24 protein-coding genes and 2 pseudogenes are annotated in these 23,914 nt (G+C 47.7%); 17 read left to right on the top strand and 9 right to left on the bottom strand.

Annotated features, from left to right (window positions below):
* The coding region (locus tag M979_RS04955) for a DMT family transporter (protein ID WP_064554003.1) at window positions 1-445 on the bottom strand (445 nt) is incomplete at its 3' end.
* 9 nt (window positions 446-454) lie between these two features.
* Window positions 455-889, bottom strand: a complete 435-nt coding sequence (locus M979_RS04960; protein WP_034455900.1) for a DMT family transporter — start codon at window positions 887-889, stop codon at window positions 455-457.
* A gap of 98 nt (window positions 890-987) precedes the next feature.
* Here M979_RS04960 and M979_RS04965 point away from each other — a divergent pair, with 98 nt between their 5' ends.
* From M979_RS04965 to M979_RS04975, 3 genes are all read left to right on the top strand, one after another.
* Entirely contained in the window at window positions 988-1,923 is a 936-nt protein-coding gene (locus M979_RS04965; protein ID WP_064553970.1) for a LysR family transcriptional regulator, read from the top strand.
* Window positions 1,924-2,382: 459 nt separating this feature from the next.
* Complete coding sequence (locus M979_RS04970; protein WP_064553971.1) at window positions 2,383-2,733, top strand: hypothetical protein; 351 nt, start codon at window positions 2,383-2,385, stop codon at window positions 2,731-2,733.
* A 197-nt stretch (window positions 2,734-2,930) separates the two neighbouring features.
* On the top strand, window positions 2,931-3,368 hold the full coding sequence (locus tag M979_RS04975) for a hypothetical protein (RefSeq protein ID WP_034455897.1): 438 nt from the start codon (window positions 2,931-2,933) through the stop codon (window positions 3,366-3,368).
* A gap of 19 nt (window positions 3,369-3,387) precedes the next feature.
* On the opposite strand, the gene M979_RS24000 is transcribed toward M979_RS04975, so the two are convergent.
* Complete coding sequence (locus M979_RS24000; protein WP_425338127.1) at window positions 3,388-3,564, bottom strand: Bor/Iss family lipoprotein; 177 nt, start codon at window positions 3,562-3,564, stop codon at window positions 3,388-3,390.
* Window positions 3,565-3,983: 419 nt separating this feature from the next.
* On the opposite strand from M979_RS24000, the gene M979_RS04985 reads away from it, so the two are divergent.
* The 3 genes from M979_RS04985 to M979_RS04995 are packed head-to-tail and all read left to right on the top strand — an operon-like array spanning window position 3,984 to window position 6,963.
* Window positions 3,984-5,081 (top strand): hypothetical protein, encoded by a 1,098-nt coding sequence (locus M979_RS04985; RefSeq protein WP_034455895.1) that lies wholly within the window; start codon window positions 3,984-3,986, stop codon window positions 5,079-5,081.
* A gap of 47 nt (window positions 5,082-5,128) precedes the next feature.
* Window positions 5,129-6,700, top strand: coding sequence for a hypothetical protein (locus M979_RS04990; RefSeq protein WP_064553972.1), 1,572 nt, complete (start codon window positions 5,129-5,131; stop codon window positions 6,698-6,700).
* On the top strand, window positions 6,697-6,963 hold the full coding sequence (locus M979_RS04995; RefSeq protein WP_064553973.1) for a YkgJ family cysteine cluster protein: 267 nt from the start codon (window positions 6,697-6,699) through the stop codon (window positions 6,961-6,963). The genes M979_RS04990 and M979_RS04995 overlap by 4 nt, the downstream gene beginning before the upstream one ends.
* 73 nt (window positions 6,964-7,036) lie before the next feature.
* Here M979_RS04995 and M979_RS05000 read toward each other — a convergent pair whose 3' ends face one another.
* Window positions 7,037-7,627, bottom strand: coding sequence for a hypothetical protein (locus M979_RS05000; RefSeq protein ID WP_064553974.1), 591 nt, complete (start codon window positions 7,625-7,627; stop codon window positions 7,037-7,039).
* Between the two features lie 712 nt (window positions 7,628-8,339).
* On the opposite strand from M979_RS05000, the gene M979_RS05005 reads away from it, so the two are divergent.
* Entirely contained in the window at window positions 8,340-9,317 is a 978-nt protein-coding gene (locus M979_RS05005) for a DUF1852 domain-containing protein (RefSeq protein ID WP_064553975.1), read from the top strand.
* A gap of 27 nt (window positions 9,318-9,344) precedes the next feature.
* Complete coding sequence (locus M979_RS05010) at window positions 9,345-10,376, top strand: methionine synthase (RefSeq protein WP_064553976.1); 1,032 nt, start codon at window positions 9,345-9,347, stop codon at window positions 10,374-10,376.
* A gap of 174 nt (window positions 10,377-10,550) precedes the next feature.
* Here the strand turns inward: M979_RS05010 and M979_RS05015 are convergent, their stop codons facing one another.
* Window positions 10,551-11,132 (bottom strand): nuclear transport factor 2 family protein, encoded by a 582-nt coding sequence (locus tag M979_RS05015; RefSeq protein ID WP_064553977.1) that lies wholly within the window; start codon window positions 11,130-11,132, stop codon window positions 10,551-10,553.
* 123 nt (window positions 11,133-11,255) lie between these two features.
* Between M979_RS05015 and M979_RS05020 the strand changes: the two genes are divergently transcribed.
* The gene (locus tag M979_RS05020) at window positions 11,256-12,137 is read left to right on the top strand and encodes a LysR substrate-binding domain-containing protein (protein ID WP_064553978.1); all 882 of its coding nucleotides are present in this window, start codon (window positions 11,256-11,258) and stop codon (window positions 12,135-12,137) included.
* 142 nt (window positions 12,138-12,279) lie between these two features.
* On the opposite strand, the pseudogene M979_RS23505 reads toward M979_RS05020, so the two are convergent.
* Window positions 12,280-12,473, bottom strand: a pseudogene (locus M979_RS23505) (IS3-like element ISKpn37 family transposase); the annotation flags it as partial.
* 292 nt (window positions 12,474-12,765) lie between these two features.
* Here M979_RS23505 and M979_RS05025 point away from each other — a divergent pair.
* Genes M979_RS05025 through M979_RS05040 form a run of 4 tightly spaced genes read left to right on the top strand, consistent with a single transcriptional unit; the run spans window position 12,766 to window position 17,570 of the window.
* Window positions 12,766-14,127: an MFS transporter gene (locus M979_RS05025; protein ID WP_064553979.1), complete on the top strand. Its 1,362-nt coding sequence runs from the start codon at window positions 12,766-12,768 to the stop codon at window positions 14,125-14,127.
* A 13-nt stretch (window positions 14,128-14,140) separates the two neighbouring features.
* Complete coding sequence (locus M979_RS05030; protein ID WP_083963890.1) at window positions 14,141-15,121, top strand: PDR/VanB family oxidoreductase; 981 nt, start codon at window positions 14,141-14,143, stop codon at window positions 15,119-15,121.
* An 8-nt stretch (window positions 15,122-15,129) separates the two neighbouring features.
* Complete coding sequence (locus M979_RS05035; RefSeq protein ID WP_064553980.1) at window positions 15,130-16,269, top strand: aromatic ring-hydroxylating oxygenase subunit alpha; 1,140 nt, start codon at window positions 15,130-15,132, stop codon at window positions 16,267-16,269.
* Between the two features lie 44 nt (window positions 16,270-16,313).
* Complete coding sequence (locus M979_RS05040) at window positions 16,314-17,570, top strand: gallate dioxygenase (RefSeq protein WP_064553981.1); 1,257 nt, start codon at window positions 16,314-16,316, stop codon at window positions 17,568-17,570.
* Here the strand turns inward: M979_RS05040 and M979_RS05045 are convergent.
* Complete coding sequence (locus M979_RS05045) at window positions 17,546-18,814, bottom strand: LysR family transcriptional regulator (protein ID WP_064554005.1); 1,269 nt, start codon at window positions 18,812-18,814, stop codon at window positions 17,546-17,548. The two genes, M979_RS05040 and M979_RS05045, sit on opposite strands and share 25 nt — an antisense overlap.
* Window positions 18,815-18,945: 131 nt before the next feature.
* Between M979_RS05045 and galB the strand changes: the two genes are divergently transcribed.
* The 4 genes from galB to M979_RS05065 are packed head-to-tail and all read left to right on the top strand — an operon-like array spanning window position 18,946 to window position 22,369.
* On the top strand, window positions 18,946-19,686 hold the full coding sequence (gene galB / locus M979_RS05050) for a 4-oxalmesaconate hydratase (RefSeq protein ID WP_064553982.1): 741 nt from the start codon (window positions 18,946-18,948) through the stop codon (window positions 19,684-19,686).
* Window positions 19,683-20,393, top strand: coding sequence for a 4-carboxy-4-hydroxy-2-oxoadipate aldolase/oxaloacetate decarboxylase (locus M979_RS05055; RefSeq protein WP_064553983.1), 711 nt, complete (start codon window positions 19,683-19,685; stop codon window positions 20,391-20,393). The genes galB and M979_RS05055 overlap by 4 nt, the downstream gene beginning before the upstream one ends.
* 1 nt (window position 20,394) lies before the next feature.
* On the top strand, window positions 20,395-21,477 hold the full coding sequence (locus tag M979_RS05060; RefSeq protein WP_064553984.1) for a 4-oxalomesaconate tautomerase: 1,083 nt from the start codon (window positions 20,395-20,397) through the stop codon (window positions 21,475-21,477).
* Between the two features lie 13 nt (window positions 21,478-21,490).
* The gene (locus M979_RS05065) at window positions 21,491-22,369 is read left to right on the top strand and encodes a DUF1932 domain-containing protein (RefSeq protein WP_064553985.1); all 879 of its coding nucleotides are present in this window, start codon (window positions 21,491-21,493) and stop codon (window positions 22,367-22,369) included.
* An 11-nt stretch (window positions 22,370-22,380) separates the two neighbouring features.
* Here M979_RS05065 and M979_RS22385 read toward each other — a convergent pair.
* Window positions 22,381-22,571 (bottom strand): annotated as a pseudogene (locus M979_RS22385) (Arm DNA-binding domain-containing protein); the annotation flags it as partial.
* A 195-nt stretch (window positions 22,572-22,766) separates the two neighbouring features.
* Entirely contained in the window at window positions 22,767-23,858 is a 1,092-nt protein-coding gene (ychF, locus tag M979_RS05070) for a redox-regulated ATPase YchF (protein ID WP_064553986.1), read from the bottom strand.
* Window positions 23,859-23,914: the final 56 nt, after the last annotated feature.

The following is a 23,914-nucleotide window of genomic DNA, read 5'->3' on the forward strand; positions in this document are numbered from 1 at the left end:
GTATATCAGGACTAGTCAAGTAAATAAAGAAAAGTGCTATTCCCAGGCAGACCACCGCACCCAGTCGTGTCGCAGAAAAATGGATCGCTTCATTTCCTAACCAACCAAAATTATCAATGAGCATGCTCATTGCCAGCTGGCCAAAGATGACCGCAACAGTAGCAACAGCCGCCCCAATTCGCTGAACAGCCAGAACCATAATGACAATGTAAGGAACACCACAAAGTGCGCCAAGTAATTGCCATTTCGGCACATCCAGCAAGGTTACAGCATGCTTTGGTTCGAAGAAGAAAATGAGTAGCGCGGTCACCAGCGCGCCGACGGAAAAAGTCAGAAATGCACTGCGAAATACGCCAACATTGCTACCCAACCTTCCATTAATTGCAGCCTGCATGCTAAGAAATGCACCACCGACTACGGCCAGAATGATCATTAATATATTCACGAGTTCACCTCAACCTTTTGCCATAAGGAATAGGGCAGCAATAATAAAAATCAGCGCGATAATGCGCTTACTGTCAATTTTCCGATGAGAAGAACCAAACAGCCCGTAATGGTCAATAACCACACTTTTGGAGACCTGTCCTGCCAAAATACCAATCATGGTCATCGCAATTCCAATACTGGGAACGGCAACGGTGAGGATCACAACGTACACCGGGCCCAAAATACCGCCAAGCAGAGTCCATGATGGTTGGGTAAAGAAGGAAGGGCTGTTACGTGGGCTAAAGAACAACATTAGCAAGAATGTCAGCGCAGCGCCGACTCCGAAAATACTGAATGTTGCCCATAAGTCACCGACTTCGCTTCCTAGTGGTCCTAATAAACCGGCTTCAACGGATAGCCCCATCCCGCCTGCAACGACGAGTAATATAAATAAAAGCTGCATTAAAACGCTCTCCAGTGGTTGAGGTGGAGAATGCTATAGCAGTGGAGTGTAATGAAAAACGGTATAATCCAATAAACACCTTTGCATAAGTTGGGATAATGTACGAGCCAAGCGCCATAAATTTTCGCACACTGTTATTTTTTATCGGCGTCTTTGATACCCAAAGCTTTTCAGTCGTAGCACGACGTGAAGGGGTCTCTGTATCAATGATTTCACGCGTCATCCTTCAACTAGAGGATGCACTCGGTCAGCAGCTTTTTTATCGAAATACCCGAGCAGTTATTCCCACCGAAGCCGGACGGTTATTCATTAGCTATGCCCGCGCCATGACTGAGCAATTGAGCGAAGCCCGTATAGAGATGCAGGATAGAGCCCTTGAGCCAGCTGGGCTAATAAGGATTAATGCGCCTGTATTTTTCGGCCAGCGCCACATTGCCCCCTGGCTTAGCGAACTTTCTGCCCGCTATCCCCGACTGCTAATTGAACTGACGCAGACTGATGATTACATCGACCCCCATAGGGATGCCTCAGATGTTATTTTCAGAATTGGCACGCTGACGGATTCTTCTTTCCATGCGCGTGTAATTGGAACTCAGCGTTATCACCTGGTTGCCTCTCCCGGCTACATTAAAAAATTTGGAAAACCGGAATTTCCAGCCCAACTGAATGACCATAAATGCCTGGTTTACAGAGGATCATCGGGTCCAAACCGCTGGTTGTTTAGGGAACCAGCCGGCTCCTGGACTCACTATCCCATTACCGCATTACTGACCTCCAACAATGCTGAATCTCTTCTTATCAGCGCACTTAGCGACATGGGAATGGTGTTGTTTCCTGATTGGCTTATTGGTGACAGTCTTAAAAAAGGTGACCTTGTCAGATTGATGGAGGGATTTGAGGTCGCGATCAATACTGAGCCGCAGCATATCGCCGCTATCTATCCCAACGCACGCCATCCTCCGCTGAATGTGCGGGCTGTGATCGATTATTTCGTAGAAGTTTACGGCGCGCCGCTTTACTGGCAGTTTGATTAAAGCTTTGCAATAAGAGCCAGTTTATCGTTCTCCATGATGAATAAAGGCGCGAGGTTTAGTGCTTTCAATAATTATCAAGCGCCCGTATTTGGCGCATGATTAACGTAAGAAGACCTGGAGCGGCACCTGTATGTATGGCTTTTCCTGAAACTTGAGGCTACTGGACCGAGGGCTGGGGATGCCCCTTTCTGCGGGCACTGTCAAAGCTCGAATATTACCTTAACAGCGATGGTGGCAAGGATAAGCTTCCTGTACGAAGCGGCTGCCTGGCAACATTCTTCCATAAAGGTTCAGGGCTATTTTGAGGGACGCAGAACAGTGCATTGTGATTAGTCAACTACCAGATAAGGTCATTCTTATTTATTAGTAAGGGACTTAATTTAAGTCATTTCTGTGTCGTCAATTAAGTGTTGGTCTACCGCTGATTTTGTCATTAATTACTCATGGGAGTATAGGGAAATGCATTTAAATCATTGTGAAGCAGAACTGATACAGATTATAAAAAAAGAGAATGGCTTATTTTTATCTTCCTACCAGATCTGCCAATCACTGGGGGACGCTTACAGCGTGCTTTGGCAGCAAATACAGTCTGAATATGGAACAGAAGACGGCAGTGCTGAAATGGGAACAGGGGCCGGGAAACACTATTCGCCTGCATCATATGTAGCCCATTCTCTTGAACATTTAAGGAAGTTACACCCGCAAATAAAAAAAGAGTATTTCCGTTGCAAGGGGGTGACTTTTGAATCGGGACGTATAGAGCCTGGTTATACTGGCAATATATTAACCATTTGGGCGTGGCAGAAATAATCTTACTGGTCTCACTTGAACGCAAAACCACCTCGCATGGTGGTTTTTTTGGCAACCACAACTGTTACTCCTTCAACCCCACTTTCGAAAGGCAGAGCCACCGATACAAACGCTATGGGGCGCTCACTGTTCTATTTAATATTGTGTGAAAAGTTGTCGCTTTACAGTCAAACACTGTGTTGAATGGAAAAGAGAAAATGAAAAGAATATTGTCACTTCTTCTGGCATCTGTGCTTTTAAGCGGATGTGCAAGCATCGTTGGCGAACAGTCACAAACTCTATATATCGAGAGTAAACCAACGGGCGCAAATTTTGTTATCTCTGATAACAATGGGATGATCGCAGCTCGTGGAACCACACCGCAGTATATTACGTTACCTAAGGCTGATGGCAGCTACTTTGGCAAGTTATCTTACACAGTCACACTAATGCATTCAGATCACTACCCGCTGATAGTGCCATTGCAGTCGCGGCTCAACGGCTGGTACACCTTCGGAAATTTGCTGTTCCTCGGCGTACCAGGCTGGCTATTGATTGATCCATTCAATGGAGGCATGTACAAAATATATCCAGAGCACTTAAATGCCATAATGCGACCCTGCCCACGTGGCCCGTGGAGTTATACCTGTCCATAAATGGGGGCGACCGACTGATTTAATTGAGGCAGTAGATATTCGCCTCACGTGGGCTGTAGGAGCCCATTGTTAAGGTTGATACCAATACGTTGAGCACGCTCTGTTTTACTTCCACCTTTGCAACCTTCATTTCAGTTGTGATCTGAGTCTTATAATCTGATTGTAGATTTAAGTTACAGACACACTTTGCCGTTATTCAACTTTACGTGCTCATAAAAGACACCGTATTTCGAGCTACTTTTTAAAGGACTGCATCTACTTTGCTCGTGCGGAGCATATTGTATATAGAGCAGGGTTAATATGATAAAGCGAAACCTGAACATTAGCTGCCTACTGGTATGGAGCAAAACTGTGGGGGCATGTGTTATTTCAGAAAGGATGCAAGTAAACGGAAAATACAACGCTCAAGAGTTCATATCCAATGATTTTTTGGACCTCGAACAAGTCCTCCATCTTGATGATCAAATATATAGAAATTCTGGAGCCAGAATGGTTAAAAAATCAGTCATCAATATGCTGCATAACTATATTTCTGGCGAGAGCGAATCAGTTCCTGTTTTGGAATGCAAGGCTTAGCGAGTAACAATGAATTTATAGCACAGGAGATAATAACCTATGGCATTACCTTTTATTATATTGGGCGTCGCGGCAGCGGCAACGGCATTTGGTGGCAAAAAAGCATATGACGGTTACCAGAAAAAATCGGAAGCCGATGACGTATTAGATCGCGCACAGCGTCGCTTTGATAAGCATAAAGAGAGCTTTGAGGCGGCGAATGAAACAACGTCTAAAAAACTGGCTGAGTTGGGTGAAAAGGAACTGGAAATTGGTAATGATTTCAATGAATTCAATACTATAGCTATCGATCTTCTTGCTCGTATGGCAAAGGATGGGCATAAAAATCTTGAACTGACGGTGCCAAAGCACAGCATTAATAAGATCCAAAGTCTGGCAATTTCTGCCACGGAATATCTGACAACAGTCGTTGGCGCTGGGGTATCAGGCGCCGCAGCGGGTTTTGCCGTATACAGCGGCGTCATGGCGTTTGCCGCCGCTTCTACCGGGACGCCGATTGCCATGTTATCTGGTGCGGCGGCTTATAACGCCACGATGGCAGCGATTGGCGGCGGTTCCCTTGCCGCGGGCGGTTGGGGTATGGCGGGTGGTGCGATGGTACTTGGTGGCGCGGTCGTCGCTCCGCTGATTGCTATCGCGGGCTGGGCCTACGATAGTCATGCGGAAAAAGCGCTCAATAATGCTTATCAAAGCTCTCGTGAGGTGACTGAGGCAGTAGAGAAAATGAATGCGGCTGAAGCACAGTTAATGAAGGTGCAGCAGTATGTAAACAGCATTTATGAATCGATCGCTCGTATGCATAACGTCTTTGTTCAGCATTACTTTGCGCCGCTGAAAGCGATGCATGCCATTATTGTTGAACGTCATGAGAAGAACATCTCCACTGAGATTTCTGAGTCGGAAGAGATCATGGAAATTATCGACAATGGATACAAATTAGCCGCCATCATGACCGATGTGATTACTACGCCGCTGTTCAAGCCGATGACGCAGGAAAATGGCGAAGCCGTTATTGAAGATGGCGTGATCCAGTTGCAGACCGACAGCAACGGTATGAACCTACTGAACCAAAAAGTGCTGGATGACAAACTGGAGGTATCCGCCTCTGATTTCAACGCCTTTTCCTCTCATTTTTAATCGACCCGTCGGGCGAAGAGGCCCGGCATTTCTATGGACAGAGCACAATGAATGCAGCAAGGTTCGACTGGGGTGAAGAGTTACATGAGACGGTGGTCAAGAGCCTCACCACATCATTTGGGTTAGATTTTCTCCTCCTGGAAGATAAGCACGGAGGCGATGTAAACACTATTCACAACGTGCGTCAGGGGGTGTATGCCACTGATGCTGAACGTCAACGGTATGAGCAACGTGAAGGGTATGATTCGCACCATTACCACACCCACGAAAACTACATTGCCACCAATCGGGCAGGAAAAAAGGCGCATGAGGCTGGCACGCTAACTGATACCTATACCGGTGAACGTTTTAGGGCTAATGATAAAAAGAATCTCGACCATATTATTTCTGCCCACGAGATTCACCATGATCCCGGACGCGTTCTCGCTGAGTGCGATGGCGCTGAACTGGCCAATGACTCGTCAAATCTTACCTTCACGAACGAGTCGCTAAATAAGGCGAAGAAAGCGAAAACGATGGATGCCTTCTTACAAACGTTGCATGACCAGCATACCGCCACTACGCATGAAATTGCCCGATTACGCAGTCAACCTGCACTCTCTGAACAAGAACAGAAACAACTGAATAAACTGGAAAATAAAGCAGCCGCCGATTTTGAGCGCATGAAAGAGTCCGATAAGCAGGCGCGGGAGAAATACAACAGTACTATCAATCAGGAATATTACACGAGCAGCAAGTTTGCGAAGAATGTTGCCAGTGCAACGCTGAACAATGCATTTCGCATGGGAACGCGGCAGATGCTGGGGTTGATTCTTGCAGAAACATGGTTTGAATTCCGCGAGCGTATTCCGCAGATCTTTGAGAAACATCGTCATGCATTTGATGCAGGAGATTTTCTACAGGATGCTAATGAGGTATTACGTGCTGTCTGGCACCGGGTGCAGAAAAAATTTAGCACCTTCCTTACTTCCTTTAAAAACGGTGCAATTGGCGGCATGCTATCCAGCATTACCACGACGCTCTTCAATATCTTCTTTACTACAAAGAAGATGATAGTGAAGCTGATTCGTGAAATGTGGAACAACCTGGTGCAGGCCTTCAAAGTGATGGTCTTTAACCCAGAGGGTTTAGCTCCGGGGCAGTTGGCGAAAGCAGTAAGTAAGTTGGTGGCTGCTGGGGTGGCCGTCGCAGCGGGTGTTGTGGTTAACGAAGCACTAGCAAAAATTCTTGTCTTTCCTTTTGGCCCGGAATTAGCTGCTTTCTGCGGCGCACTGGCAACAGGTGTTCTGACACTGGTGATGAACTATTTTCTTGAATACAGCGCCTTAATGAAAAAGATCTGGGCATTTCTGGATACTTTCAAAGATAAGTATCAGAAAGCACTTGAGTATTATCGACAGGTTAATAGTGAACTCGATCGTTACCTTCTGGAGCTTTCGGCGCTAGAGTTCGCGATAGATACCTCAGAGTTGGCGTACTTTACTCGTCATCTTGGCGCAGTGAATAGCGAAATTGAGCGTGGCCTTTTGCTAGGAGCTGAGATCGAACGTCGAAATATCGCGCTGCCGTTTGAGGCCGGGAATACACGCTCCATGCGAAGTTGGTTAAGCAAGCTATGAAGCTCACTCCGGTATTTCCTTGCAACCAGTGCGGAGCCTGCTGCCGCCATGTTGTTCGCGCCAGCGAAACACAGTTCCTCGATCGTGGTGATGGTATTTGTCGGCACTATCAAATGGAGACTAAGCTGTGTGCGATTTATGAAACACGTCCACTGATTTGCCGAGTTGAAAAGCAATATCATCTTAACTACCGGCAGCAATATAGCTGGCAGGAGTTTATTGCGCTGAATCGCGAGGCGTGTCTGATTTTGGAAAAGCTCTAAAGCAAAGAGAACAGAGGGGCTTTCATTATAAAAATAGCCCCTGACTCTCCTCAGTTGCGGCCAGCTAAGTCTGTTAGCTCACTTTCTCCAGCTCATGCTTTACCGCCTTCAGTGTCCTTTGCCGAATTAAGCCGCTTCCCAATCTGATTGCCAGCCAGTATCCGGTCATTTTTAGCCGTGTCGCTCGGTCAGGGCAGTATATGAATGTCTCTGTGCAGAGAACATATTTATTGTTGGCAAGTTGTTGTACCTGATATCGCAGCAGTAGTTTTGCGTTACCCGGCCGAAGGACTGCGCAATAGGCACTAGCATCTGGGACATCCTCAAGACCAAAATCGGGTCGCCAGAATTGACCTCTTAAGCCATAGCAAAGTTCGGTTGTCGAACTTTCTAATAAAGTAAAGCTATGTGGCCCAAATTGATTAATAGTTTTTTCAGACTTATTGCGTAGTAATTTTTGTGGCAATTGTCGCACTGACATTAATGTTTTAATAAGGAAATCCTGTTGGATATCATAATCAGCAATCGCCGGTAATATTTTTTCGGGGTGGGTAGTTCTTATCGTAGTGCTATGCCGCTCGTAGAACTGAAAGTGTGGCATATATAGAGGTGTATTCTGCCAGTCAGCCAGCGCTTTCTGAGTAACAAATCCGAGTGCTAACATATTCACTCCCTTAAGAAGTTTAATCCTGCAATGCTTGAAGTAATGCATTGAATTTATGTATTTTATAAGCGCATTTCTCAACTATCAAGCGAAGGATGTTTTGCCTGCTTGTATAGGTTATCCGTATTTTTTATAAGTTTATGGGCTGAGCTATACTAGCCATTTTTCATTTTTTCTACCTCTTGATAAAACTAAAGCAGAATAAATTTCATCCCCTTTAACGGCATTTCTTTCACTTAAATCAGAAGATGATTAATATCCTTACTTATTTAGGGTTATTATTGATCTTATTAAACTGGCTCTGTATGGGGTGAGACTATGCTCCCGATTGTAGGCCGAACGTGCTTCGATGTTAAGCTGATTTAATCATAAATATCATTATGATAGATGGTTATTCCTTTCCTTGTAATCTACCCTAAGTCTCCCCGATTAACCGCTACTGGCCTCCTTTAATTCCAGTTGTGAACCCTATGGGAAGGGGCTTCTTTACCTGTGTCGATTACATCACCGCACCAGAACATGAAGATAATTCATGTTCGCTGAAATTTAATCACTTTTACTCTATCAATGACTCTGGCATAAATTACCTACTGCAATTAGCTACAGACAATATGAAAACTACTGAATAAGTAACCTGAAAAGAAAATTTAGTCATGCTGAAAAAGCAAAAAATAAATTCAGGTTTTATCAGACACTAGGACACCCAATCGCGATGAATAAAGAATTTGAATTTATTATTAAAAGTCTTTCTTTTGATGAAAATTATAACCCATCAGAAAATACGCGCATTACAACTAACTTTGCTAATTTAGCCAGAGGAAGTAAGCGTCAGGAGAACTTGCGTAATGCTTTAAAGATGATTGATGATCGCTTCAATTCATTGGCGCATTGGGATAATCCTACAGGGAATCGTTATTGTGTCGAGCTTGAAATCATCTCCGTTGAGATGGATGTTGAAGGCAAGGGCGAAACTTTCCCAGTAATTGAAATATTGAAAACAAATATTGTTGATCAAAAAACCAACGAACGTATTGAAGGTATTGTCGGGAATAACTTTTCCTCTTACGTGCGGGATTATGACTTTAGCGTCGTGCTGTTAGATCACAACAAGAATAAACCGGGGTTTAGCACACCAGATAACTTCGGTGATCTACATGGAAATCTATTCAAATGCTTCGTTAACTCAACTGCGTATAAAGAGCGCTTTAATAAGCAACCTGTTATATGTCTCAGCGTATCCAGTAAAAACACCTATCATCGGACTGAATATCAGCACCCTGTATTGGGTGTCGAATACCAGCAAAATGAACCCTCCATGACCGATCACTATTTTAATAAAATGGGGTTGCAAGCTCGCTATTTTATGCCGCCGAATAGTGTTGCACCTTTGGCATTTTATTTTGTTGGTGACTTGACGAGTGATTACACGAATCTTGAGTTGATCGGTACCATTAGTACAATGGAGACTTTTCAAAAAATTTATCGACCTGAGATTTACAATGCTAATTCTGTAGCAGGAAAAGACTATCAACCAAACTTGAATCAACAGGATTATTCATTAACGCAAATTGTTTATGATCGAGAAGAACGCAGCCAGTTAGCTATCGAGCAGGGTAAGTTTACTGAAGAGAATTTTATAAAGCCATACCAGACTATCCTTGAGCAATGGTCCGCAAATTACGTTCTTTGATTAACTAAAAATATAAGGTCACCTATTATGAAAATATTATTACCTACGTCGACTGCGGGCAGTTTACCTAAACCTTCCTGGCTTGCACAACCTGAGACACTTTGGTCACCCTGGAAATTGCAGGGCGAGGAATTAATTGATGGCAAACAAGATGCTCTGCGTTTGTGTCTGGAAGATCAGCTACAGGCAGGTATTGATATCGTCAGTGATGGCGAGCAAACGCGCCAACATTTTGTCACTACGTTTATTGAGCATCTCAGTGGCGTTGATTTTGAAAAACGTGAAACTGTCAGAATTCGCAATCGCTACGATGCGAGTGTCCCGACAGTCGTTGGGCCTGTGTCACGTCAAAAGCCCGTTTTTGTTGAAGATGCCAGGTTTTTACGTCAGCAAACCACGCAACCCATTAAATGGGCGTTGCCAGGTCCGATGACGATGATAGATACACTTTATGATAGCCACTATAAAAGTCGTGAGAAGTTAGCCTGGGAATTCGCCAAAATTCTCAATCAGGAAGCCAAAGAATTAGAGGCTGCTGGCGTCGATATTATCCAATTTGATGAACCCGCATTTAATGTATTTTTTGACGAGGTGAACGATTGGGGAATTGCCGCTTTAGAGAGAGCAATTGAAGGGCTTAAATGTGAAACTGCCGTACATATTTGCTACGGCTATGGCATTAAAGCTAATACTGATTGGAAAAAGACATTGGGATCAGAATGGCGGCAATATGAAGAATTCTTCCCCAAACTGCAGGCATCTAATATCGATATCATCTCGCTGGAATGCCAAAACTCTCGTGTTCCAATGGATCTCATTGAACTCATCCGTGGTAAAAAAGTTATGGTTGGGGCCATTGATGTGGCAACCAATATCATTGAGACACCAGATGAAGTCGCGAGTACGCTACGAAAAGCACTGCAGTTTGTCGATGCAGACAAACTCTATCCAAGCACCAATTGTGGCATGACCCCCTTATCTCGCCGGGTAGCAAGAGGCAAGCTAAATGCTTTAAGCGCAGGAGCAGAAATAGTACGAAAAGAACTCTCCGCGAAATAGCTTTGCCAACTATTTGAGCGTTGAAGGAAACTCACCCCGAGCTAATATTATTGGCCCGCCAATCTGGTTGCGGGCCATTATTTCAAGGCGCTCATTAGCATTCCACTCAGGAATAGCAGGCAATGCCTGAACCCTCTGTTACATGGGTTTTAAGTTAAAGTGAATGAGTCTGGATCAGGCGGCCAACCAGCGCTTACCTTCAATTTTCATTTTTGCTTCCAGTTCGCTGCCTCGAGTTGCGAATATGCGCCCAAGTGGGAAACCACTCTGCTCAAGTAAATAGGCCAGTGCTGCATATTCACGCGGATACTTCGCCGCAATTGTCTGGTCGATTGCGACAGGGCCTAGTGGGAAGGTGAAGGTGCCGATATCGTAAACACTCTGGCGGTGGAACAGTTTCCACACACCATCTCGTTTTTCTGCCATGTCATAAAAACGGTTGTGACACTCACAGCCAATATTCAGTTTTACGTTCTCAGCGATGATGATTGCATTGGTTTCAAGGATCGCTTTATCTCCGGCTTCATTAAAGGTAATAGCGGGTGAAGCAATAAGATGCTTAGTACGCAGGTCTGATGCGCCCATACGCATCGAACCATCAACAAAATCACTTCCAGGTCCTTCAAACCAGGTAATCTCAATCGTGCCGTCAGGGTGAAAGAGTTCGCGTAGCTGATCCCATTCGCCTAAATCACGGTGCATCCAGCCATTCATCAGATCATTGAGTTGTTGGCGATCGTGCAGTTGGTTTTGCATATTTTTATTTCCCGTTAATTCGCTGTTTTGTTTGACTGGATTCAGTTTGGCCTCGAAAGAAGTTAAACTCAAATATATAGATATTACTGATTAATCATTTTTAATGATTGATAGGGCGGTTTTATGGATTTACGTCACCTGAAGTATTTTTTGGCTGTCGCGGAAGAACGGCATTTTGGCCGGGCGGCTGAACGACTCAACATTGTTCAACCCGCGTTGAGCATGCAGATTAAAGCTCTTGAGGATGAGCTGGGTGGGCCATTGTTGATTAGGACCAGCCGGCGTGTGGAGTTAACCGAAGCCGGGAGGCTCTTGCAGGCGGAGGCTATGCGCACACTGGAGCAGGTGGAACATACCCGTCTTGCCGTTGAACGCGCTATTCGCGGTGAAACAGGTCGGGTGCGGATAGGGTTTGCCGGTAATGCTGTCTTCAGTGGAAGGCTGATGCAGGATGTCCGATCTTTTCATCAGGCATACCCGGACGCTGAAATAATTTGCCAGGAGCTTGCTCCGCAGCTTCAGAATGAAGCCATTCAGAATGGGACGCTGGATGTGGGTTATATGCCTGATTACTATCCGGATCATGAATCAGCCCTTGTCTACGAATCTGTTGGCGAGTGGGGACGGGTGGTGGTGATGTCTGGTGATCACAGATTCGCCGATAAAGAGAGCCTGACGGTAGATTTACTGGCAAACGAGCCATTGATTATGTACTCAGTCAATGACGTAGATTCACAACTGGATAAACAACTCCATAAGCTGCTTGGCAACTCGTTGAATATTGCCTATCGGATATCCAGTTCACTGAGCGTTCTCGCCATGGCTGGGGCCGGGTTAGGTATCGCCCTGGTTCCTGCGCCATTAGCACAGGTGGCGATCCCGGGGGTAGTTTATCGGGTTCTTGATTCGAAGGAGTTGGCAGCTAATCTGATGATGGTGAGTCGTAAAGGCGAGTCTAGTGCCGCAGTGCTTGCCTACCTCAACCACACGCGGAAATATATTTAGAAGTGGTCGACAATTATCATCACGCTGGAAGCGGCATTTATATTTTTTACCAGCTTTTTCAGTATACAAACGCCCTCCAGGCACAATGTAGCGGATCATAAAATCAGGACACCGGAATAACCTGTCTCCACTTTTCTTCATGTTAGCAAGGCGGTAAACCACCATTGTTCGTGTGTGGGCGATAAATGTTGTAATAACCATTTATCCACGGGTTTCTATCGCGTACCGCATGGCTAAAATCACCATAACCGCCTTTCGCAAGCCATTCACTTTAAGGCGCCGAAAGTCTTTTTACATCGACGAATTATCCAGGCAATTCCCTCTGCGTTTCACTGAATTAATCATGTTTCACCACAAAACTATCATTCCTCTGCATCCAGGTCTCATGCGAGAGGGTTTCTTCAAATGACTGATTTGTTTGGTTTTATTCAATATATTTAGCTTGTTTTTATAATGTGGAAATTGTTGTAAACCTCACAGTATAAATAAAACTCATATCTCTAAAATTTTTTCAGCCCACGAGCCTGACAGTGTTGCTTTACCTTAAACATACCCTACACGACAAACCGCTCAGTCTCTTTAAGTGGCGGTAATCGCAACACGATCATAAAAACAGGCGAACAACGTTATGAGTATTTCCAATAATGTAGACGTTAAAGCGTGGATAGATTCACGGCCCATTACTGGCTATCAATGGCTGGTTGTGGCGGCAGGGTTGCTGATCATCATGTTTGACGGCTATGACACCGCAATCATGGGCTTTATTGTGCCGGAACTGTTGGCAAAGTGGGGTTTGAGCCGTGCGGAGATAGGCCCTGTTCTCGGTTGTGCCATGTTTGGCGTGGCACTTGGAGCGCTGATCACCGGGCCCCTGGCTGATCGCTATGGGCGCAAACGTTTATTGCTGCTTTCCGTTGCCGTTTTTGCACTTTTTAGCATGCTGTCGGCATTTTCCTCCTCACCACAAGAACTGGCGTTGATGCGTTTTATTACAGGTCTTGGGCTTGGTGCGGCTATGCCAAATTGTGTCACGCTGATCGCTGAATATATTCCTGCTCGTCGTCAGGGGGTGATGATCACCTTAATGTATAGCGGATTCAGTATCGGCTCGGGCATTGCAGGTTTCATTGCGGCCTGGATGATACCGGCATGGGGTTGGGAATCTGTGCTGATCTTTGGCGGCATTGTCCCGCTGGCACTTTTACCATTGCTGCTGTGGTTCTTGCCGGAATCACCTATGTTTATGGTGGCTCGCCATTTTCCGTCAGAAAAAATCGCTGCCACTTTGCAGCGCATGGGCGGAACGTTCTCCGCGCAAACGCAGTTTTTCCTGATGAACCCCGTCGTAGAAAAATCATCACGCGTAAAACAATTGTTCACACCGAGCTATGCGTGGGGCACGGTTGTGTTGTGGCTGACCTATTTCATGGGGCTGTTTGTGATTTACATGCTCAATGGCTGGTTGCCAACGGTGCTGCGTGACGGCGGAATTAACCTGCAGCATGCCGCGATAATCACGGGTGTATTCCAGCTTGGTGGAATTGGCGGCGGCATAATTGTGGGCTCGCTGATGGATCGCATGTCGCGTAAGAAAGTGATCGGTGCATTTTATCTGCTCGGTAGCCTCAGTTTATTAACCCTGGGTATATTCAATTTTTCCCCGTTGATGCTCGGTTTGTTCGTGTTTATCAGTGGCGTATGTATTAACGGTGCGCAGACTGGCATGCAAGCCTTTGCGCCAGCGTTCTATCCAACGGGCATTCGTGCCACGGGTGTCAGCTGGATGCATGGAATCGGTCGTACCGGGGCGATTCTCAGCACCACGACGGGTGGTTTGCTTATCGGTCTGTTTGCCGGGCCTGGCGCTATCTTTTACATCCTCGCGCTACCGGCGTTGTTAGCAATGTTGGCGGTGATTAATCACCGTGATGGCCGTGCGCAAACCGTTAGCGGAAGTGATTTCGTTGCAGCGACCCGTGAAATGAAATAAGCGGAGAAACGAGATGGCATTTAAACAAATAGAAGTGGAAGTGGTCGCGGTTCGTGAGCTCACTCCCTCCATCCGTGAGTATCAGTTGGCGACACCAGACAAAATGCCGCTACCGGAATACACAGCAGGCGCGCATATCACGCTGTTTCTTGATAACCGCGAAGGCGGCCTGTTTGTCCGGCATTACTCTTTGCTCGGTGGTGATGGCATCAGTGACGATGCCCGTTATCTTTACCGCATTGCTGTTCAGCGCGAGCCACAGGGAACGGTCTCAGGCTGGTTACATCAGCATTTGCTACCAGGCTGCCGTCTTCGTGTCTCGGTGCCCGTTAATGCTTTCGCACTGGAAAGAACCACACAACCGGTATTGTTGATTGCCGGAGGCATTGGCATCACGCCAGTATTTTCGATGATGCGCAGCCTGATGAAACGCCATAAGCCATTCTCATTGCTTTACTGCGGGCGTACAGCGGACTCGATGGCTTTTCACGATGACATCTCCCGCCTGATCCCTGGCCGTGTGCATTTTCATTACAGCCAAAAAGCCGGGCGAATTGATTTGCATACACTGCTGGGAACGCTGGCTCCAGAGACAGCCATCTATATTTGCGGCCCTTCTTCGTTGATTGACGGCGTATGCGCTGCAGCTCGTGAACGCAATTTCCCGCAAGAGAATCTGCATTATGAATGTTTTGCACCAGCGGTAATGTCAGAAAACCAGCCGTTTGAGGTTGAACTTAAACGCTCTGGTCGCATCATTCCGATTGCCAGCAATACCAGCATTCTTGATGCGCTGAATGCCGCAAAAGTGGATGTGCTTTGGGATTGTCGCCGGGGTGAATGTGGGCTTTGCGAGCAAGCGGTGATTTCTGCCGATGGGCCACTGGTGCACCAGGATCACTATCTCCGCGAAGAGGAAAAACAGTCCGGTGAGTCAATGTGTATCTGTGTCTCACGGTTACGCGGAAAACGTTTAGTGCTTGATTTGCAATAGGGTAAATTATGAATCATTCATTTGATATGGTTATTGATCATCCAAGACATCCCTTTGATGATGATACGTTTGGCGCGGGTGGATTCGCTGATCACAGCACGCCGCTTATCCGTAATTGTTGGTATGTTGCAGCACTCAGTCATGAAGTTTCCCGCGAGATAATCAGCCGCCGCTTTCTGGGGACGGATGTTGCGCTTTACCGCACTCTTGCGGGTGAACCTGTGGCGGTGCGCAACCGCTGCCCGCACCGTTCGTTTCCGCTGGCAAAAGGCAAACTGGAGGGTGACACGCTGGTCTGCGGATACCATGGGATGCAGTTCAATACGAGCGGGCGCTGCGTCAATTTACCGTCGATGGCCAACGTGCCGAGCAATGCGCAGGTGCGAACTTTCGAAGTCGTAGAACGTGCACCGCTGATTTGGATCTGGATGGGGGACCCCGATAGTGCCGACTCCGCGGCTATTCCTGACACGCATTGGTTAAGTAGCCCGGAGTGGAAAAGTGTTAATGGCCAGTTCAGCTTTAAATCTGACTACATTTCCATGCATGAAAACTTGCTCGATCAGACGCATTTCCCGTTCTTGCATCCTGGTGCGATAGGCACGCCGGAATATGCTCGTTCGAAGCTGAAAGTGCGCCAGGAAGGGAATGTAGTAATTATTGACCGCGTATTGAAAAACTCGCCGCCGCCTGGGGTCTATGCCATTCCAACCGGGTTGACGGGAGTTCCGGTTGATCGTTATTCAGAAGCTCGTTTCCAGTCGCCCGCTATGCACGTTGCCTTTGCCCGTATCGTTGATGCCTCACAAGGTGCAGGTCGGGATATCACTTACCGCTTCAATATTTCGCACATTTTCACTCCGGAAACCAATGGCAGTATTCATTACTGGTGGTTCTGTACGCGTGATTTCGATTTGCACAATACCGCTACGGATGAGCACTTATATATTTCCTCTGCCAAGGCCTATACCGAGGATGTCGACGCGCTGGAGTGGATACTCGACGTTGTTCGCAAAGATAGTGAACCGCAGTTTGATCTTAACTTCGCACCGGATCGACCCGGTTTAATGATGCGCCGCATCCTGCATGATTTAGCTGTGGCTGAAGCAGGGTATGCGCCAGATTGCATGCAGCAGTGCCAAAAATAACCTAATAAAAATATCCTAATTTAACGATACGTGGAGTAGACAACATGGCAAAAATTATTGGCGGACTGGCTGTTTCACATACGCCAACCATCGGCTTCGCGGTCGACCACAACAAACAAAAAGAGCAGGCATGGGAGCCTATATTCTCAAGTTTTGAACCGATGCAGCGTTGGCTTGCTGAGAAAAAACCAGATGTGCTGCTGTATGTGTTTAACGACCATGTCACGTCGTTTTTCTTCGACCATTACTCAACTTTCGCGCTGGGAATCGACGACGAATATCAGGTTGCGGATGAAGGCGGCGGTCCTCGTGATTTACCGCCGGTAAAAGGCCATGCGGCACTCTCGCGCCATATTGGCACCAGCCTGATGAGCGATGAGTTTGATATGAGCTTCTTTATGAATAAGCCGCTCGATCATGGTCTTTTCTCACCATTGTCAGCGCTGTTACCTTCGCAGGGCGGTTGGCCGACGCAAGTGGTGCCGCTGCAAATAGGTGTGCTGCAATTTCCTGTCCCCAGCGCTCGCCGCTGTTACAAGCTTGGCCAGGCTTTGCGTAGAGCAATTGAAAGTTTCCCGGAAGATCTTACTGTGGCGCTGGTGGCAACAGGCGGCTTGTCGCATCAGGTACACGGCGAACGTTGCGGATTTAATAATCCTGACTGGGATGCCCAGTTTGTTGATGCGCTGGCAAACGACCCTGAAAGCCTGACGCAACTGACAGTGGCGGAATATGCACAACTGGGTGGAATGGAAGGGGCGGAAGTGATTATGTGGCTGGTGATGCGTGGTGCATTGTCGGCAAATGTGACGGTAACGCACCAGTCTTATTATTTGCCGTCAATGACCGGTATCGCTACGCTGATTCTGGAAAACCATGCCCGAACCTTACCCGTCGATACTACCGCACGCCATCGTGCTCACATTGCTCAGGAACTGGCGGGATTAGAGCAACTGGAAGGCACATATCCCTTTACGCAACAACGCAGCCTGAACGCGCTGCGCCTGAACCGCTTTTTACACAAATTGGTTCAGCCGGAATGGCGTGCCCGTTTTCGCCAGCAGCCGGAACAACTCTACCAGCAAGAAGGGCTTACCGAACAGGAACAGCAGATGTTGCGAGACCGCGACTGGCGCAAACTGATTCAATATGGCGCAAGCTTCTTCCTGCTGGAAAAATTCGGTGCCGTAACGGGCGTTTCAAATCTGCACATTTATGCCGCGATGCGTGGTATGTCGCTGGATGATTTTCAGAAAACGCGCAATCAGCAGGTGATTTACTCTGTTGCCGGCAAAGAGTAACTCTCAGTTTCCTGCGGTGCAGGCTGGTATTTACTCACCACGTCACGGATTGCCTGCAACAACGCCTGAGCGGCAGGAGAATGCAGCGCCCCCTGGCGCCAGGTTAGCCCAATGGCACGGTGTGTATCCGGCAGTTCGACCGGCAATTTTACCAGTACGCCAGCTGCCAGCTCATACTCAAGCTGGTGGCTGGAAATTGCCGTTATCATCTCAGAATTCAGCAACAAACTACGTGTAATCGCCAAATCACCTGTTTCCACCAGTGGCTGCGGTTCGGCAATTCCTAACTGTCCAAATGCCTGGCTTAACAGTTTGCGAGCAGGCGTAGCTGCGCGTGGCAAAATCCATTGTGCAGCAGCCAGTTGTTCGATGCTGACCGTACTCCGAGATAACGGATGATCGCGGCGGGCAAGAATAACCATCTCTTCGGTAAACAACGCTTCGTTGGTGATGTCCGCGACACCTTCGCGCAGCGCCCCAAAAATAAAATCGACATTGCCTGCACGTAATTCCGAAATCAGCGCGGTGAATGCGCTTTCATTGGTTATCACGTTCACGCCCGGATAGTTCGCCAGCAGGCTGAGAATAGCTTCTGGTAGCAAGCGCGTGCGGCCTAGCGGTAGCGCTCCAATAGAGACCGTGCCGCGTAAAATCCCCTGGCTGGCCGCAATATCCGCTGGAATATGACGTAATTCATTCAATGTACGACTGATGTTACTGGCAATTTCCTGGCCTGCACGGGTAGGCATCATTCCTTTTGGGGTGCGCTGGAACAGCGCTAAACCCGCGCCTTTTTCCAGCATTTTCAATGCAGCACTGACGGCAGGTTGGCTGACATGAAACATATTCGCCACTGTCTGAGTGTGATGCACCTGAAAAAGCGCCATAAAGACTTCCAGACGACGGGTGTTATAAAGCCAGATTGGTTCGGCAAATTCACGTCCGGCGATCTCTTTCCCCCTGACACTGGCGATAATTTTCGGAATAGCGCACAGCTCATCAATAGCGTGACGTGCGCGCGGCAAAATACATTTTCCAAATTCGGTTAATAACATTCCGCTGGCGTGCCGCTCAAATAATTTTAACGACAAACTGTGTTCTAAATCACGAATTGAACGGGTGATTGCGGATTGTGTGCGAAATAAATTATCCGCCGCGCGGGAAACGGTGCCATGGGCCGCAACCTGGCAAAAAGCTCTGATTTGCATGATGTTAATCATTTCACAGGAGGGTGTTTTTTTCATGCTTTCGCCATTTATCCAGAGCTGATGAATAAACAACATAAATAAAAATCATACCTCAGGCAATTAAACTGATTACCCGCCCTGAATAACGCATGACAGTATTTATTCATACGCACAACAAGGAACCCAACATGACAAATAATACAGCAGCAAAAACGGGGTTAGTGGTCAGCGCACATTCAGCAGACTTCGTCTGGCGAGCAGGCGGTGCCATCGCATTACACACGTCGCGCGGTTACAACATGCATGTTGTGTGTCTCTCTTTTGGCGAACGTGGTGAATCGGCAAAGCTATGGCGTAAAGGCGAGATGACGGAAGAAAACGTCAAAGCCATACGTAAAGAAGAAGCGATGGCAGCAGCGGAAGTGTTGGGGGCCAGCATAGAGTTTTTCGATATGGGCGATTACCCACTGCGCGCGGACAAAGACTCATTATTCCGCCTGGCAGATGTCTACCGCCGTGTTCAGCCACACTTTGTTCTAAGCCATTCACTGCACGATCCTTATAACTACGATCACCCGCTGGCAACACATCTGGCGCAGGAAGCCCGCATTATCGCCCAGGCTGAAGGGTACCGCCCTGGTGAGCCGATTATTGGCGCGCCGCCAGTTTACTGTTTTGAACCTCACCAACCCGAGCAGTGCAACTGGAAGCCTGATGTGCTGCTGGACATTACCTCTGTGTGGAAAAAAAAGTATCAGGCTATTCAATGCATGGCGGGCCAGGAGCACCTTTGGGAATACTACACGCGTGTCGCTTTACAGCGCGGAGTCCAGGCAAAACGTAACATCGGTATTACTGCGGTGAAAACGCTCACTCATGCGGAAGGGTTCCAGAGCATCTTCCCGCGGGTGACGGAGGATTTGTCATGAACCTGATTAATAAAAGTGGTCTTGTAGTACGTAATATTCCACGTAGTGATGTATCCCAGTTCGAGTTATGGCGCCGGTTGGGTGTCGCGACAGTGCATGAAGCGCAAGGTCGCAAAGGGCTACTGGACAGCGCCATTCGCCCTGTTCAACAGGGTAAAGCCATCGCGGGAAATGCGGTCACTGTGCTGGTAACACCTGGTGATAACTGGATGTTCCATGTGGCGGTCGAGCAATGCCGTCCTGGTGACGTGCTGGTGGTTGCTCCTACTTCACCTTGCCGTGATGGTTTTTTTGGTGACTTGCTGGCCACGTCGCTTAAAGCACGCGGAGTGGTAGGACTGATTGGTGATATCGGGATCCGAGATAGTCATGTATTACGTGAGATGGATTTCCGCGTTTGGTCTCGTGCTGTCTGTGCCCAGGGAACGGTGAAAGAAACGCTCGGTTCGGTGAATGTCCCTATTCTTTGCGCAGGACAGGTAATTTATCCGGGGGATGTTGTCGTCGCAGATGATGATGGTGTGGTGGTAGTGCCGTTTGATGATGCAATGCCTGTACTTGAGAATGCCCTGAAACGTGAATCCCTGGAGGAGGGGAAACGCCAGCGACTGGCCGACGGTGAGTTAGGGTTAGATATTTATAATATGCGCCAGCGGCTGGCAGAAAAGGGTCTTCGCTATATCGACACTGTTGATGAGTTGAACTGAAATGAAACAACGCAAAATCCCTTGTCTGTACATGCGCGGAGGTACGTCGAAAGCCGCCTGTTTTCTGGCTGCTGATTTACCAGCCGACGCCGCTGTACGTGATAGCGTGTTACTGGCTGTTATGGGGTCACCTGACCCCCGGCAAATTGATGGCCTTGGTGGTGCCGATCCTCTGACCAGCAAAGTAGCAATCATTCAGCCATCTTCACGCGAAGGCGTGGATGTTGATTATCTATTTGCTCAAGTGAATGTGAATACCGCAGCTGTGGATTATGGGCAGAACTGCGGCAACATCCTCGCAGCGGTAGGGCCATTTGCCATTGAACGCGGGCTTGTCGCGCCACAGGATGGGCACACACAAGTCAGTATCTACATGGAAAACACCGGGCAAATCGCCCGCGCAATTATCCCAACAACTGCCGAAGGCGTGGAATATGAGGGGGAATTACGCATAGATGGTGTTCCAGGTAGTGCTGCGGAAATTGTTCTGGAGTTCCAGGATATTGCGGGTTCAAGCTGCGGTGCGTTATTGCCCACTGGAAATCCCCAGGACTACGTCGATGGAATTTCAGTTACCTGTATTGATAACGGCATGCCCGTGATACTGCTGCGGGCTAAAGATCTGCTACGTAGCGGTTATGAAAGTCGTGAAGTGTTGGATAACGATTCAGAGCTGAAACAGAAGCTTGAGTCCATTCGCTTGCAGATGGGGCCGAAAATGCATCTTGGTGATGTCACTCACCGTACCGTTCCGAAAATGACATTACTGGCAGAGCCGCGCAACGGTGGCGCTATCTCCAGCCGTACATTTATTCCACATCGTTGCCACGCATCCGTCGGTGTATTGGGCGCGGTAAGTATTGCAACTGCCTGTCTTATTCCCAACACCGTAGCTGAGGAAGTAGCGCGAATCAGCGATACCCCATCACAGCGCGTCAGTGTTGAACATCCCACTGGAGAATTCAGCGTGTTGTTGCAGCTTGAAGGGCAACATATTGCGGGTTGCGGTCTGCTGCGTACTGCCCGGCTGATTTTTGAAGGGCAAGTCGCTATCTCAGGCACAATCTGGCCTCAGGGCATGTAATAAGGAAAACAGTATGGCGAACATCACAGTTATTGGTTTCGGTGAAGCAGGAACGATTTTCGCCAGCGAACTGGTGAAAAACCACCATGTGACAGTATGGGACACTAAATTCATTGGTGATGCAGGCGAAGCGATGCGTAATAAAGCCCGTATCTGTGGTGTACACGCAGCGGGTTCCCTGGCCGAAGCACTGGAAAATGCTGAGTGGATTTTCTCCCTGGTGACGGCGGGAAATTCGCTCAATCTGGTGCTTGAATGCCAGCCATTACTACACGAGGGGCAATCTTTTCTGGATTGTAATTCTGTTGCGCCGGGCACAAAGCGGCAGGCTGCCGAATGTTGTCTTGGGCGAGCAAACTATGTCGATGTGGCAGTGATGGCACCTGTTCCACCGAAACGCGCCGCGACACCCCTGCTGATTGGCGGTGAAACTGGGCTACAAGCCGTACAGTTTTTACAACAATCAGGGCTCAATGCAAGCTTTGGCAGCAATCAAGTTGGTGATGTATCAGCGATTAAAATGTGCCGCAGTGTGATGATAAAAGGGCTGGAGGCATTAACCACTGAATGCCTTCTTGCAGCTAGACATTACGGCGTCGAAGACGAGGTATTAGCCTCGCTGCATGCCAGCTTTCCTTCGCTGGGCTGGGACGGAGATTTCCCACACTACATGATAAGCCGGGTGGCAGAACATGGTGTTCGCCGAGCAGAGGAAATGCGAGAAGTGATGAAAATGATAGAAGACGCGGGTCTTCCAGCCAGTATGTGCATTGGCACAATCGCCACGCAGCAGAGGTTACCAGAAAGAATGACACAACTCGGGGTCGTATGGGAAACCCTTCAACCTTTTGACTGGAAACAAACTGCAGATGATTTGTTCCTGCGTCGTTAATCAGGGAGGGGGCGAGCTTCGGCAAGTTTGAGCGTCGAGTACTCGCCCAAGGCAAACATGCTGGATTTACCGTTGAGTTTAAACCGAGAGCCCATGCCTTTTTGCGATTGGGTTTCACTTCTGGATAGAGACCGTTGAAATCATTGAGCCTATAGAGTTTTTCTTTCGGCTTAGCAGTGCGGCATTGCGTATCGGTGAGCATAACTATACCGTTATTGTTCTCACTTAAAATGAAGATGGAAGAATGGTGTACTTATCCATGTACTCATTGTTGACTGCTTTGTTAAGAGATGAGTTGCGCCTTAATAAAATAAAAAATCCACGCAATAGCGTGGATTCTATGATGTTTGTCAGTTCTCACAAAATCTAAGAAATCTCGTGAGACAACAAAACTTTTTTAGACGTTGAACAGGAAGTTCATTACATCGCCATCTTTAACGATGTAATCTTTGCCTTCTGCACGCATCTTGCCTGCTTCTTTCGCACCTTGTTCACCTTTGTAGGTGATGAAGTCTTCAAACGCGATAGTCTGGGCACGGATGAAGCCTTTCTCAAAGTCAGTATGGATTTTACCTGCAGCTTGTGGCGCAGTTGCACCAACAGGGATAGTCCACGCACGCACTTCCTTCACACCAGCAGTGAAATAAGTTTGCAAGTTCAGCAGCTCGTAACCTGCGCGAATAACGCGGTTCAGACCTGGTTCTTCCAGACCCATTTCTGCCATAAACTCTTCACGGTCAGCATCGTCGAGCTCAGCAATATCAGACTCAACTGCTGCACATACAGCAACAACAACTGAACCTTCGGCGGCGGCAATTTCACGCACTTTGTCGAGGTATGGGTTGTTTTCGTAACCGTCTTCGTTGACGTTTGCGATGTACATAGTTGGTTTCAGCGTCAGGAAGCTCAGGTATTTAATAGCTGCTTTGTCCTCGTCGGTCAGAGGAAGCGCACGCAACATACCGGCGTTCTCGAGCTGTGGCAGACATTTCTCCAGCGCAGCCAGTTCAGCTTTTGCGTCTTTATCGCCGCCTTTAGCTTTCTTTTGCACACGATGGATTGCACGTTCGCAGGTATCGAGGTCAGATAGTGCCAGTTCGGTATTGATAACCTCGATATCGTCAGCAGGGTCGACTTTGTTATTTACGTGAATGATGTTGTCGTTTTCAAAACAACGCACCACGTGGCCAATGGCTTCGGTTTCACGAATGTTGGTCAGGAACTGGTTACCCAGGCCTTCGCCTTTCGATGCGCCTTTTACCAGGCCGGCGATATCGACGAATTCCATAGTGGTAGGCAAGATGCGCTGTGGTTTAACAATTTCGGCCAGTTTATCCAGACGTGGGTCCGGCATTGGTACCACACCAGTGTTCGGCTCAATAGTACAGAATGGGAAGTTTGCTGCTTCGATTCCCGCTTTAGTGAGCGCGTTGAACAGGGTTGATTTACCAACGTTCGGCAAGCCGACGATACCGCATTTGAATCCCATGGTTTATTTTACCTTAATTACTTGATATTCAATGAGTTGATGTCGTCTCATTGATA

The organism is Buttiauxella noackiae ATCC 51607, from assembly GCF_001654865.1.
Lineage (GTDB): Bacteria > Pseudomonadota > Gammaproteobacteria > Enterobacterales > Enterobacteriaceae > Buttiauxella > Buttiauxella noackiae.

Coding starts and splice junctions, on each gene's coding strand:
- M979_RS04960 (WP_034455900.1), bottom strand. CDS start 889: ATGCAGCTTTTATTTATATTACTCGTCGTTGCAGGCGGGATGGGGCTA.
- galB (WP_064553982.1), top strand. CDS start 18,946: ATGACAAATAATACAGCAGCAAAAACGGGGTTAGTGGTCAGCGCACAT.
- ychF (WP_064553986.1), bottom strand. CDS start 23,858: ATGGGATTCAAATGCGGTATCGTCGGCTTGCCGAACGTTGGTAAATCA.
- M979_RS05065 (WP_064553985.1), top strand. CDS start 21,491: ATGGCGAACATCACAGTTATTGGTTTCGGTGAAGCAGGAACGATTTTC.
- M979_RS05055 (WP_064553983.1), top strand. CDS start 19,683: ATGAACCTGATTAATAAAAGTGGTCTTGTAGTACGTAATATTCCACGT.
- M979_RS05040 (WP_064553981.1), top strand. CDS start 16,314: ATGGCAAAAATTATTGGCGGACTGGCTGTTTCACATACGCCAACCATC.
- M979_RS05030 (WP_083963890.1), top strand. CDS start 14,141: ATGGCATTTAAACAAATAGAAGTGGAAGTGGTCGCGGTTCGTGAGCTC.
- M979_RS05035 (WP_064553980.1), top strand. CDS start 15,130: ATGAATCATTCATTTGATATGGTTATTGATCATCCAAGACATCCCTTT.
- M979_RS05020 (WP_064553978.1), top strand. CDS start 11,256: ATGGATTTACGTCACCTGAAGTATTTTTTGGCTGTCGCGGAAGAACGG.
- M979_RS05005 (WP_064553975.1), top strand. CDS start 8,340: ATGAATAAAGAATTTGAATTTATTATTAAAAGTCTTTCTTTTGATGAA.
- M979_RS05060 (WP_064553984.1), top strand. CDS start 20,395: ATGAAACAACGCAAAATCCCTTGTCTGTACATGCGCGGAGGTACGTCG.
- M979_RS05045 (WP_064554005.1), bottom strand. CDS start 18,814: ATGAAAAAAACACCCTCCTGTGAAATGATTAACATCATGCAAATCAGA.
- M979_RS04970 (WP_064553971.1), top strand. CDS start 2,383: ATGCATTTAAATCATTGTGAAGCAGAACTGATACAGATTATAAAAAAA.
- M979_RS05025 (WP_064553979.1), top strand. CDS start 12,766: ATGAGTATTTCCAATAATGTAGACGTTAAAGCGTGGATAGATTCACGG.
- M979_RS05015 (WP_064553977.1), bottom strand. CDS start 11,132: ATGCAAAACCAACTGCACGATCGCCAACAACTCAATGATCTGATGAAT.
- M979_RS04995 (WP_064553973.1), top strand. CDS start 6,697: ATGAAGCTCACTCCGGTATTTCCTTGCAACCAGTGCGGAGCCTGCTGC.
- M979_RS04990 (WP_064553972.1), top strand. CDS start 5,129: ATGAATGCAGCAAGGTTCGACTGGGGTGAAGAGTTACATGAGACGGTG.
- M979_RS05010 (WP_064553976.1), top strand. CDS start 9,345: ATGAAAATATTATTACCTACGTCGACTGCGGGCAGTTTACCTAAACCT.
- M979_RS04985 (WP_034455895.1), top strand. CDS start 3,984: ATGGCATTACCTTTTATTATATTGGGCGTCGCGGCAGCGGCAACGGCA.
- M979_RS04975 (WP_034455897.1), top strand. CDS start 2,931: ATGAAAAGAATATTGTCACTTCTTCTGGCATCTGTGCTTTTAAGCGGA.
- M979_RS04965 (WP_064553970.1), top strand. CDS start 988: ATGTACGAGCCAAGCGCCATAAATTTTCGCACACTGTTATTTTTTATC.
- M979_RS05000 (WP_064553974.1), bottom strand. CDS start 7,627: ATGTTAGCACTCGGATTTGTTACTCAGAAAGCGCTGGCTGACTGGCAG.